This is a genomic window from Anabaena sp. UHCC 0451 (assembly GCF_034931405.1).
Taxonomy (GTDB): domain Bacteria; phylum Cyanobacteriota; class Cyanobacteriia; order Cyanobacteriales; family Nostocaceae; genus RDYJ01.
Genome location: NZ_JAYGHA010000061.1, coordinates 1 through 12,638 on the forward strand (window position 1 = coordinate 1; position 12,638 = coordinate 12,638).

Here is a 12,638-nt window from a genome sequence, read left to right on the forward strand (position 1 = left end):
ATCCTCTTAGGTGTGGTCATCAATTGGATGGCAGGAATATTATAATTCCAATTTTCGAGCTATTTGTTGAAGCAAAAGCTTTTCATGAGAACGGATAAAAAAATGATTGCCTTCCAGCTTATGTAAAGAAAAATTAGCAAGAGTTTGTTCTTGCCATGCTTCTAGTTCATAATCAATAAAATCTGTATCTTGCAACCCACCAAAAACACTAATAGGAAAATTAAAAGGTGGTTGATGTGTATAAACATAAGTGTCTAAAACCGTAAAATCTGCCCGGAGAATAGGTAGAAAAATTTTGATAATGTCTTCATTTTCTATGACCTCATCAGGAGTCCCATTATAATTGAGAATTTCTTGCCAAAATTCAGCATCAGGTAAGTTGTAAATCCTTCGTTTTGTGGGAGTAACTTGTGGTGCATTGCGAGCAGATATAAATAAATGCAAGGGAGTCAAATTATACTCTGAGCGTAGTAAACGAGTTAATTCAAAGCTGACGAGTCCACCCATACTATGACCAAAAATAGCAAAAGGTTTATCTAGATAGGGGATGAGATTTTGGGTTATTTCCCTCACCAAAGGTTGCATTTCTGCATAGAGAGGTAATTTCATTTGTCTTCCCCGTCCTGGAAGTTCTAGAGGACAAACTTCGATGGTTGGAGGTAAAGAATTAGGCCAGGTACGAAATATCATGGCGCTACCTCCTGCGTAGGGTAAGCAGAATAGGCGTAATTTGGCGTTGGGGTTGGGTTTAGGACAAGTTACCCAGGAGTTGAAGGTGGTTTTGGTTGTCATAATGGGGTTTAGGTGTGGATAATAAGATTTAACTGGATTTTTTAGATATATTCACTGATAATCCCATAAAATGACTAGAATATTGGCTAATACCAGTGTTTATCATTCAGGTTGGTGTGAGGAGTATTTAATGGGTGTTTACATTATTCGTCCTAAGACAACATCGGTAGCGCATTCTCTTAAATTAGCATCGAGAAAATTTACCCGTGAAAGTCGTCCTTCACAAGTTGCAGAAGTGGTGAATTTTTGGCAACAAGACCCTGTATATCAAGAAATTAGCAGTTATTTAGAAGATACGGATAAAATTACCCAATATCCAACCTACTCAAATATTACGGGTTCAAAAGTTGTAGATATACCCGATGAAGAATTTGAGCAAATACGTCAAGATTTACCTAATGCTTTAATTTTACGTGACCAACCAATACAATTAATTCAACCAGAACGCAATAATGCCGCTTCTAAAGATACTCTCAGTACAGATGACCTTTGGCATTTAGAAGCCATATCCCTGAATTTAGCACGTCAGCAAGGATTTTCTGGTACAGGTAAAGATATAACTGTTGCTGTTTTGGACACAGGTATTGATGAAACCCACACAGCATTAAAAGGTAAAGTAGCTGCATCTTACAGTTTGAATAATAGAACACAGCAAATTCAACCTATATCTGCTCAAGATACAGAAGGTCATGGTACTCATGTTGCTGGGTTAATTTGTAGTCAAGAAGTTGGAGTAGCACCCGAAACCAAACTCATTAGCGGCATATTAATACCAGGAGGTTCAGGTAACTTATCAGATTTATTTTTGTGGTTGGACTGGTTAGCTATGCAGCCAGAAGTAAATATAGTCAACATTTCCGCAGGTATTCCCATATTTATTGATGGAATTAGTGATTTAATTGACTCTTTACTAGCTGTAGGAATTCTGCCTGTTTGTGCTGTTGGTAATGATGGTATAAACAGAACTGATACACCTGCTAATTGTCGAGGTTCGCTTTCTGTAGGTGCTATAAACTCAAATTATCAAGTTGCTGCCTTTAGTGGTAGTGGCACAATAGCAATTAATAACCATCAGTATCAAGTTCCTTATTTAGTTGCACCAGGGAAAGTCGTTTATTCTAGTGTCATGGGTGGAGGATATGAAGCTTGGGACGGCACATCAATGGCAACTCCCATTGTTTCTGGTGTAGCTGCGTTAATATTAGAGAAGTATCAAAAAATTACATACCTTGATTTAGTTAATGAACTACTTTCTACTTGTAAAGATTTAGGACTGGATAAAGAACGCCAAGGTAAAGGTTTAGTTCAAGTACCAAAGGCATTATATGAACCTTAAAGAACACCACATTGATAAAATTGACCCTTTGCTAGAAGAAGCATTAATGAATGCCAGGGGTGATGAAAAAATGCGGGTAATTATGACCTTGGGTGATGACAATCAACTCAGGAATAATCAAAATGTTTTAAATTTGCAACCTGCTGATTTTCCATCACCTACAGTCTACAGACAAGCGTTAATTGAACAGCGTAAAATTCAACTTTCTGAACTTATAGGTGACACAGTTCAAGAATTACAAAAACTGTCTTTAAAAACACAGGGCGGCACAATGAGCCGTGTTTTAGTTGTTGAAGGTTCAGCAACGGATATATTACGCTCATTAGAATTATCTGGTGTTAATCATGTGAGTTTAGATCAATTAATAGGATTGCCAGAAATTGCACCTGATGAAGCAGTTAATTATTTTGCGGAATTGTATATTAAAATATTAGAAATTGAGTTAGACCAGAAAACAAAAAAATTAATTTATCAGGGTTCTAAACAATATATTCTAAATTATCAAAAGCGATATAATCGTTTGCGAGTTTTGGGAATGCCGCAACCTGTCAATTTAGATGATATTTATACAGAAGTTCAATGTTTACAACCTGATGAAATTGGAAAATTTGAATCAATAACTGCTTTAGAAAAAAATTATCGTAAAAATGGTAGTCGCCGATTGACTAATGAAAAATCTGCAAGACAAGATGGAATAAAAATTGCTAACCAATATGCACATTTAATGATCTTGGGACAACCGGGTGCAGGTAAATCAACTTTTTTAAGGAAAATAGGACTAGAAGCACTTAAAGGTAAATCTGGTCAAATTCAGCGTGAATGTATTCCTATTTTAATAGAACTAAAACAATTAACGGATATAAATATTAATGTATATGAATTTATTCAAAAAGAATTCGCGTATATTTATTTACCATTCAGCGAAGATTTTATGAATAAAGCATTAGAAAACGGTAAATTATTAATTTTGCTCGATGGATTAGACGAAGTACCAAATAAAAATTTGGATTTAGCGATTCAGAAAATAAAAAAATTTGTAAATAGATATAATCACAACTATTTTATAATTTCTTGTCGAACTGCTGCCTATAAAAATAAATTTAAGGATTTTAAAGAATTTGCGATAGCCGATTTTGATGATAAACAAATTCAGCAGTTTATTAATAACTGGTTTTATTCAGAAGTAGATAAAAAATTGGGTACTGCGGAAAAGTGCTGGAATAAAATCAAGAGTGAAGAAGCTACTAAGGAATTAGGTAGAACCCCATTACTATTAACTTTTCTATGTTTAGAGTATGATGAATCTCAAGATTTACCAGAGAAAAGAGCTACATTATATGCTAATGCTTTAGATATTTTGTTGAGAAGATGGGCAGCAGAAAAGAGATTACCAAATGAGCCAGTTTATCGTCAACTGGGTATTGATTTAGAAAAAATAATGTTAGCGGAAATTGCTTATCATTATTTTGCAGCAGATAAACTTTTCTTTTCTCAGCAAGAAGTTTCAAATAAAATTAAAAGATTTTTATCTAGCAATGATAATGCACCAAAAAATTTAGATTCTGGTAAAGTATTGGATGCTATTACTATTGAACAGGGAATTTTAGTAGAACGTGCTAGAGATGTTTATTCTTTTTCTCATCTGACTTTACAGGAATATTTAACAGCACAGTATATTTATGATCACGGGTTAGTTGAAAAATTAGTTACTGAACACCTGACAGATAACAGGTGGAAAGAGGTATTTCTATTAGTTGCTGGAGTAATGCGGGGTGGTGCTGATCATTTATTCTTATTGATGGAAAAGGCAGCACAAAAATATATTAATACTCCTAAGTTACAGGCTTTATTGAACTGGGCAGAAAATGTCACATTAGGCTCTGAGGGTAATTATAAACCAGTGGGTAAACGTGCAGTTGCGCTCGTTAATGCCAATGTCATCGCTTATGCTAATTCTTTTGCTTATGCTGAGTCTATCAACTACATCGAGGGTAATATCATAGTTTACGCCGAAGCGATTGCTATTGCCACTGCTAAAGCTATTGATAACATTTACGCTTACGCTATTGCTGTTGCTGAAGCTATTAATAACTCTGCTATTAACGATGCTATTGAGTATACTAATAGACTTGAAGAATTAAAAATATTCAATAAAGTCAACTTTACTTTTTTGATTACTCAATTAGAAGCAGTAAAAGCTCAAATTCATCCGAATCAAACACATAGCCAAGAGTATAATGTATTTGTTAATCGCCTCCGCAAAATCTTATTAAAGACTTTTCATCTTACTCCAGAAATGATTAATTTATCCCAGGATGAAGCCCAAGCACTAGAATATTATCTGTATGCTAATTACCTGATTATCCAATGTAAATATGCTGCGTTGTTCGTGTCTCGTGAAACCAGGGAAGCAATAGAGGGGAGGATGTTGTTACCTCCTGTTAATTGAGTCATAATCAAAAATGAGAATATCAGCCAAATACCTATTTTCCCTCTCCTAAGAGGAGAGGGTTAGGGAGAGGTTAGAGAAATGTCTTAATTTTTCCTTAATTCCTTCCCAAACAAAGTCCGATACATCAACCGATAAATATCTGTATTATCCACCGTTCCATGTAACAACCCAGCATTAAAACCATGCGCTTTTGCTATTATCCCCCCAGCATTATCACCAAAACCAGACCAAGATATAGCAAAGGGAAAACGCCTACCATGTTTATCAGGTGCAGAAATAAAAGGTAAACTTCCTGTTCCCTCTCTTCCATCCCAAGGTGCGCCATTTTTACCTTTTTCTGGTAACGGTTTATCAAAGGGAAAATCCTTCTCTGTCGCTCCTACCAATTCTAAACCACCAGCGTCACTATCAGCCGCAGTTACTAATAAAGTATTCGGGTTTTTCTCAATAAATTTCATTGCTACCCCAACGGCATCATCAGCACGTTTTAAGGCTGTGAGACAACCAATGGCATTATTATAATTCCCGAAATTATCTGTTCCTTCTTCTTCCAAAACAATCAAGAAATTTTTACCTGTTTGTGATAAAATCTTTAACGTTACATCCAACTGTTCCGCTACCGTCGGTGCAGTAGAAACATATAACGGTAAATTCCGTTTTTTCAAGTTTTCTTCTGTTTCATCATTGTAGGTATCATCAGCTGCAAAAATTCCTAACACCTTTTTAGTATTTGTTGGTAACTTCAATAATTCATCACGGTTGTAAACAACAGTGTAACCTTTCTTTCTCGCAATTTCTACTAAATTTAACCCATCAGTTCTTTGACTTTGGGTTGTGGTGGAATGTCTTCCCGCTTTTCCTTTAGGAAGATACCACATTTCCCCACCACCTAAAATCACATCTGCACCAGATTCTACTATTTGTTTGGTGATGTCTGCAAAATTGCGACGACTGGGAGATTTCGCTAAAAATGCACCTGTTCCCGGTTCATGAATCATGCCAGAATTAATAATAGCGGTGGCTTTACCCGCACTCATGGCCTCTTCCATAATTGTCTGCGGTTTCCCAGACAGTGCCACCACAGGTTTACCATTTGCATCCAACCCGAAAGAGTCAGCATTTACCTTTACTCCGGTAGCATGAGTTACTGCACCACCATTGGAACTGGCAGAGAGTTGGTTTTTCATATGTCCCAGGTAAACAGCCAAATTTGACATTTTATCCCAGTTTAATCTGCCATCTGCACCTTGAAAAAGTATTCTGGTAGCGCCCCAGTGAGCCGCACTTGTACCATCTGGATGTATAAATATCACGTTACCGGAACTAGAAGCATTACTGGCTAAGATATGTGGTGTATAACTCAGGACAGATAGCAAAGCCAAAAGTAAGAAACCGATAACTTTTTTATTCAATCGTTGTAACATTGCTTTACATTTAAAGTATTAGTACAATCAAAAAGCTCGTTCCACAATTCATACTCTAATGGGTGATGATTAAGAAATCGTCATCACAAGCAAAATTCTATAGCAGCAAAATTACTATGCAGACAATTGATAAAAAGTCAACTAAAAAAACTTGGGCAAAAGCCATATCCCAACCAGCAACAGAATTTCCTCCCACTCAATTACCAATTATTGCGGGTAAAATCCCCGATGGGTTACGAGGTACACTTTACCGCAATGGTGCAGCCAGATTAGAACGGGGTGGTGTGTCAGTAGGACATTGGTTTGATGGAGATGGGGCTATTTTAGCTGTCCATTTTAGCGATGCAGGTGCTACTGGGGTTTATCGCTATGTGCAGACTGCTGGTTATCAAGAAGAAACTGCGGCGGGTAAATTACTGTATGGTAATTATGGCATGACTGCACCGGGTCCAATTTGGAATCAATGGCGAAAACCAGTTAAACACGCTGCAAATACTTCAGTTTTGGCATTACCTGATCAACTTTTAGCGCTATGGGAAGGTGATCATCCCTACGCACTAAATTTAGAAACTTTGGAAACGAAAGGTTTAAATAATTTAGGTGGTTTGGCTAAAGGACAACCCTATTCTGCACATCCTAAAATTGACTATAAAACCGGAGAAATATTTAATTTTGGCATGACTCCTGGACCTAATGCCATACTGCTTATGTACAAAAGTGACTTTACTGGAAAAATTCTCAAACAGGCAAAGTTTACCTTAGAAGGTTTTCCGATTATACATGATTTTGTGTTAGCAGGACAATATTTAGTATTTTTGGCTCCGGCGGTACGGTTAAATATTTGGCCTGTTTTATTGGGAATGAGTACCTATAGTGATTCTTTAACTTGGCAACCAGAAAAGGGAACTCAGATTATAGTTATTGATAGAGAAACTTTGTCTGTGGTGAGTCGAGGAGAAACAGAACCTTGGTTTCAGTGGCATTTTGGAAATGGTTATGTTGATGATAGCGGGACGGTAATTATTGATTTTGCTAAATATGCAGATTTTCAAACTAATGAATATTTGCGGGAAGTAGCAACTGGAGAAACTCAAACAGTTGCTAAAACCACCTTGACGCGAGTACAAATTAATCCGCAAACTGGCAAAGTAAGTGGAATTGAAACTTTGTTAAATAGAACTTGTGAATTTCCATCTGTTCCTGCAAAAAATGTGGGTAAGTTTTCTCGTTATAGCTATATGTCTATTTTTCGAGAAGGACTGGATCTTAAAGGAGAGATATTAAATAGTATTACTGGTTTTGATCATCAAACTGGAACTCTGACAGAAGCAAACTTAGAAGAAAATTGTTATCCTTGTGAACCTATTCACGCTCAAGATATCCAAAGCTCTGACCAAGGTTGGGTGTTAACAGTGGTTTATGATGGTAATACGGATAGTAGCGAAGTTTGGATATTTGATAGCCAACACTTGAATGAAGAACCAGTTTGTAAACTCGGACTACCCAATGTTATCCCCCACAGCTTCCACGGGACTTGGAAAACTGGGGAATAGGGAATATTTTTCTTTCTCCTGACTCCTGACTCCTGACTCCTTGAACTCCTAAAATGATTTAGGATTCTTCATATATCTTTATACAATGCTTCGATGTTAACACTACAACATCCCCAGAAAACAAAACCAGGGTGGTCTTTGGACGAGCGAGATCCAAAGTTCATGGAAAGTCTCATGCCTGTATTGGGTATTTTATACGATTACTATTTTCGAGTCCAAACCAGTGGCTGGGAAAATATCCCAGAGGGAAAAGTCCTTTTTGTTGCTTCCCACAATGGCGGTTTGGCATCCCCGGATACATCTATGATGATGTACGACTGGTTACGTCGGTTTGGTACGCAAAGACCAATTTACGGTTTGATGCACCCGAAAGTTTGGGAAGTTTTTCCTCCAGCAGCAGAAATGGCCATGAAAGGTGGCGCTGTTATGGCTCATCCCAAAATGGCTTATACGGCTTTCCGTGCTGGCGCTAGTGTGTTGGTTTATCCTGGAGGTGCTGAGGATGTGTTTAGACCTCATCAAATGCGAGATCAGATTTATTTTGCTGAACGTCGGGGTTTTATTAAGTTAGCACTGCGGGAAAATGTCCCCATTGTTCCCGCTATTTCCTGGGGGGCGCATGATACCCTGATTGTATTGGCTGATTTATATAAAATTATGCAGCAATTGCATCAGTGGGGGATGCCTTGGCTGTTTGATGTTGATCCTTTGGTGTTTCCTGTTTATTTGGGTTTACCTTGGGGTTTAGCGGTTGGACCATTGCCGAATATTCCTTTGCCAGCGCGTATTTATACCAGGGTTTGTCCACCTATTGTTTTTGAACGCTATGGAAGAGAAGCAGCGAGCGATCGCAATTATGTTAATGAATGTTATGAATTAGTAAGAAGTCAGATGCAGCAAGAATTAGATAACTTGATCAAAATAGCTAATAAATAAGGAGTCAGGAGTCAGAAGGTAAATATTTCTCCCCAGTCCCCAGTCCCCAGTCCCCAGTCCCCAGTCCCCAGTCCCCAGTCCCCAGTCCCCAGTCCCCAATCCCCAATCCCCAATCCCCAATTACCCAATAGGATAATTACCAGGGTTGACTGCATGAATAAACTCACTACCTGAATGTGGTCTTCCTCGTTTATAAGCAGCTTCTTCTGGTTTTCCCCAACCCATTTGCAAAATTAATTCTAAAAAGTTCGAGTTTTCCCACTTTAAAAAACTTGCCCATTCTGTCCTTTGGGCAATTCTTTCTATATCTAAAGTATTTATTTTTTCGTGGAGTTTACCATTACTAACACTCAAATAAAATTCCATTTCTGCTGTAATTTGATCCCAAAATTCCAGCATGGATTTTTTTGCTGCTTTTAATATTTCCAAATCACCACTTAAAGCAATTAACTGTGTGTCAACTTCTGGATAATGCAAGGTTTTGCCTTTAACTGTCAAATCTTTCCAAACAATTCCAGAAACTTGATTTTCCCGTTGATATTCATGAATAGAAGCTTTAAAATCTTGATAAGCCGTAAATTTTTGTAGCCCTTCCGTTCTGATAAACTGGTCTATAAAAGGATTGCCTGAAACTGTCACCTCTAACTTTAAGCGTTCTCCTTTCAAGCAAGCTCGCCTTTCTGCTGCTAAAATTTCGATGAGTTCCAGGGTATTATAAACTTTAGACATCGGAACAAACCTAATTAGTTAGTGGTTATTAGTCATTAGTCATTAGTCATCTGTAATTTAAATATTATCTCTTGACAACAATGTAAATGCAGTATCAGAACAAACTAAAAATATTAACCTGGATATGAGAAATGATGAAATAGAAAATAAGTCCGCCGGTGCGGACTTCCAGACAATTTAAGTCTTGTGTGTAAAGATGTTTACTGACTCAATTCACTACTATATTCATTAAATGAACGTTGCTTAAACTCAATTGACTGGTCACGAGGTAACAAATTAAACACTTCTCTAAATTTGTCGTCTATCTCTTCAAAAGGTACTTGACCTTTTTTATTCAAGATAACTTTACCTGACTGGTCAAAAAGAACAACTTGAGGGACAACTCCTGAATAGTAGTATCCTGGTTCTGTGGGTTCGTAGCTTTCCTTCACGGGAATAGTATCAACACCGATAGGGATAATTTCCGCAGCCCGTCCATAGAATGCTTGAGTTTGGGAAATAAAGACCGCATACTGTTTACAATCGCTGCTATCATCTACATAAAATGCCAGCATTGCGGGTTTATGTTCTGCTAAAGTTTTAGCTAGAGTTAGTTTGGAAGGAACTAAAGACCCATTACCAGCAAAAACTACGAAAATATTACCTTCGTATCTATCATCTTTCATACCTGCAAAAGCTGGCTGTATACCTATGAAAAACAGGCAAAGCAGCAATAATAGGCATTTTGACACCAACTGTCGCCAGTTAGCAATTATTTTAGTTTGTAAAAAAAGCCACTTTATGCTATTCATCAACAGAAACCTTATTCAACACTTTGCCTAGATATATAATTACATCTGAGTGCTATTTTTTGACGATAACTTGTAGTGGTCTTCTCTCTCGTACCAATTTGGGATTTTAATTTTAAATTGCTGGTATTTTTTGCCAGGATTCGCTACACTGGCAAGATTAATTTTGTAATTAAAGACTATTACTTAACAACTGCTGTGGGAAAAAAAATACAACTTATAGATAGAGTCCGACTGGGTTTAGCGGTATCCATTGCTAAAAGTGTCACATTTTTGGTACGTTCTTTCCGTCTTGGTGCTGCTAGTGTGTTACCAGGTTCTCTTGCGCGACGCATTGAACCGCGACTTTTACAATTATTGAGTCAGCAGGTAAAAAACGGGGTAATTTTGATTGCGGGTACGAATGGAAAAACTACAACTGCCCTATTATTATGCACTATTTTAGAAAACAAAGGTTACAAAATTGCTCATAATTCTACTGGTGCAAATCTAGAAAATGGTTTAGCGACGGCTTTAATTGATAATACCAGTTTATTAGGTTCTTTAGATGTTGACTATGCGATTTTAGAAGTTGATGAAAATATAGTTCCCAAGATTTTAAAACCGCTGCAACCTAGAATTATTCTCTGTTTAAATTTGTTCCGGGATCAACTTGATAGATACGGTGAAGTTGACACCATTAGCAAACGTTGGACAAAGGTTATTTCCACTTTACCAGAAGCAACGGTAGTTATTCCCAATGCTGATGATCCAACTTTATCATATTTAGGTCAGCAGTTAAATCAAAAGGTGTTATTTTTTGGTTTAAATGAACCAGAAAATTATTTAGAAGCTATTCCTCATGCGGTAGATTCTATTTATTGTCCCAGATGTGGACATTCTTTAGATTACGAAGGTGTTTATTTATCTCATTTAGGAGATTTTACTTGTCCTAGTTGCGGTTTTAGTAAGAGTCAACCAAGTTTAGAAAGTAGTGAATGGTCACAAATTCTCGTGGGTTTGTACAATAAATATAATACTTTAGCCGCTGCTACTGCTGCGAAGGAATTGGGAATTGATGAAACCACAATTAGAGAAAGTATTAACAATTTTCAAGCTGCTTTTGGACGTGCGGAAGATTTGGTAATTGATGGTAAAAAGGTGAGGATTTTATTATCTAAAAATCCGGTGGGAACTAATGAAACTATTCGGGTAGTTACGCAAAGTCAGGATAAAACTACTTTGTTGGTTTTAAATGACCGCACTCCTGACGGAACTGATGTATCTTGGATTTGGGATGTAGATACTGAGAAATTAGTAGAACGCGGTGGAACGTTGATTGTCAGTGGCGATCGCGTGTATGATATGGCGTTAAGATTGCGTTATAGCGAAAAGTCTGTGGAAAGCAAGATTAACTTAATTGTGGAGTCAGATTTAAGGAAAGCTATTACTACAGCTTTGGAACATACACCAGCAAATGAGACTTTACATATTCTTCCTACTTATTCAGCAATGTTAGAAGTTAGGGAAGTTTTAACAGGGAGGAAAATTCTTTAAAACCGATTGAGATCCCCGACTTCTTTAAGAAGTCGGGGATCTAAAGAAAATCAGGGAATCTCAAAAAATTCAAACTAAATAACTGGTATTAGGAACAATCTGAAAAAACGCATATTCATACCAAGCAGTCCAAATAAAACTTCTCAGCCAACGTTGATATTTTTCAGGATTTATTTCATAATTAAATTCTCCCTCAGCAGCATCTATAGAAGAAAGATGAGAATTACAACCGCAACCATGATGATAGGTAAAACCGTATTTAGAAGCAATACTTTGTACCTTCATTTGCATGGCAAAAACCTTACCGGCGTGTAAAATTGCATCCCAAGAACGTTTATGTTCAATATCTCTTTTATCAAATCTTAAAGCACGTTCTTCAAATACATGATCTCGGTAAATTGGAGCTAAATGTACATGATAGAAACTAGCAGGTAGTTCATATCCAAACTCATTAAAAAGTTCCATCCCTATCAGAGCGACTTTTACCTCATTTGCATACTCTGATCCCTTTGATTCCACATCTCTAATCAGTTGTTCAAAATTGGGATATTGATCAATTAAAAAATCATTTCCATAAAATTCTAAAGTTTCATCAGCTAATTTTCCAAATAGCTGAGAAAATGCCGATTTGAGATGAATTAATTCTGGACGTTCATTAAATAAATCTACATCACCTTGCGCTAGTTTATATTGAAATAACTGCGCCATTTCTAGATAAATCTGTGGGTTCTTAAATCCTACATTTGCTTTTCCCGCAGCGATATTTTGCCAAATAGGAGGTAACTGAGAAATAGGAACTGCATTTTCACCGGCAATTACCTGAAAATTTGGAGCTTCAATTAGTTGCATAGATAATTTCCTTTGATGATTGAAATCAGTATTTGACAGTGGATTCAATTATTTTATCTTGAAGTCAATTTGATGATATTTATACCATGAATACAAGCAGTAATACGATTGATGTCATCGCTTGTTTGTGATTATCTTAACAATAAGAGAAAAAAACTGTTACATAAACTACAAAACATAGCAATCCTCAATGAGTTATGAACAAGAAGATCCCCGATTTCATCAGATCAATTTATCATCTAT

10 protein-coding genes are annotated in these 12,638 nt (G+C 36.8%); 5 read left to right on the top strand and 5 right to left on the bottom strand.

Features of this window, described 5'->3' with window-relative positions:
* Window positions 1-39 precede the first annotated feature (39 nt).
* Window positions 40-792, bottom strand: a complete 753-nt coding sequence (locus tag VB694_RS24850; RefSeq protein WP_323362998.1) for a thioesterase II family protein — start codon at window positions 790-792, stop codon at window positions 40-42.
* A 70-nt stretch (window positions 793-862) separates the two neighbouring features.
* Here VB694_RS24850 and VB694_RS24855 point away from each other — a divergent pair, with 70 nt between their 5' ends.
* Entirely contained in the window at window positions 863-2,128 is a 1,266-nt protein-coding gene (locus VB694_RS24855) for a S8 family peptidase (RefSeq protein WP_323362999.1), read from the top strand.
* Window positions 2,118-4,577 (top strand): NACHT domain-containing protein, encoded by a 2,460-nt coding sequence (locus tag VB694_RS24860; RefSeq protein ID WP_323363000.1) that lies wholly within the window; start codon window positions 2,118-2,120, stop codon window positions 4,575-4,577. The genes VB694_RS24855 and VB694_RS24860 overlap by 11 nt, the downstream gene beginning before the upstream one ends.
* A gap of 86 nt (window positions 4,578-4,663) precedes the next feature.
* Here VB694_RS24860 and VB694_RS24865 read toward each other — a convergent pair whose 3' ends face one another.
* Window positions 4,664-6,004: an alkaline phosphatase gene (locus VB694_RS24865; RefSeq protein WP_323363001.1), complete on the bottom strand. Its 1,341-nt coding sequence runs from the start codon at window positions 6,002-6,004 to the stop codon at window positions 4,664-4,666.
* A gap of 116 nt (window positions 6,005-6,120) precedes the next feature.
* Here VB694_RS24865 and VB694_RS24870 point away from each other — a divergent pair, with 116 nt between their 5' ends.
* Both VB694_RS24870 and VB694_RS24875 read left to right on the top strand, forming a co-directional pair.
* The gene (locus VB694_RS24870) at window positions 6,121-7,557 is read left to right on the top strand and encodes a carotenoid oxygenase family protein (RefSeq protein WP_323363006.1); all 1,437 of its coding nucleotides are present in this window, start codon (window positions 6,121-6,123) and stop codon (window positions 7,555-7,557) included.
* Window positions 7,558-7,650: 93 nt separating this feature from the next.
* Window positions 7,651-8,493: a lysophospholipid acyltransferase family protein gene (locus tag VB694_RS24875; RefSeq protein WP_323363002.1), complete on the top strand. Its 843-nt coding sequence runs from the start codon at window positions 7,651-7,653 to the stop codon at window positions 8,491-8,493.
* Window positions 8,494-8,613: 120 nt separating this feature from the next.
* Here the strand turns inward: VB694_RS24875 and VB694_RS24880 are convergent, their stop codons facing one another.
* On the bottom strand, window positions 8,614-9,222 hold the full coding sequence (locus VB694_RS24880; RefSeq protein ID WP_323363003.1) for a hypothetical protein: 609 nt from the start codon (window positions 9,220-9,222) through the stop codon (window positions 8,614-8,616).
* A gap of 200 nt (window positions 9,223-9,422) precedes the next feature.
* Window positions 9,423-10,013: a thylakoid membrane photosystem I accumulation factor gene (locus VB694_RS24885; RefSeq protein WP_323363004.1), complete on the bottom strand. Its 591-nt coding sequence runs from the start codon at window positions 10,011-10,013 to the stop codon at window positions 9,423-9,425.
* A gap of 195 nt (window positions 10,014-10,208) precedes the next feature.
* Between VB694_RS24885 and VB694_RS24890 the strand changes: the two genes are divergently transcribed.
* Complete coding sequence (locus tag VB694_RS24890; RefSeq protein ID WP_323363007.1) at window positions 10,209-11,546, top strand: Mur ligase family protein; 1,338 nt, start codon at window positions 10,209-10,211, stop codon at window positions 11,544-11,546.
* 69 nt (window positions 11,547-11,615) lie between these two features.
* Here VB694_RS24890 and VB694_RS24895 read toward each other — a convergent pair whose 3' ends face one another.
* On the bottom strand, window positions 11,616-12,395 hold the full coding sequence (locus VB694_RS24895) for a hypothetical protein (protein ID WP_323363005.1): 780 nt from the start codon (window positions 12,393-12,395) through the stop codon (window positions 11,616-11,618).
* Window positions 12,396-12,638 lie beyond the last annotated feature (243 nt).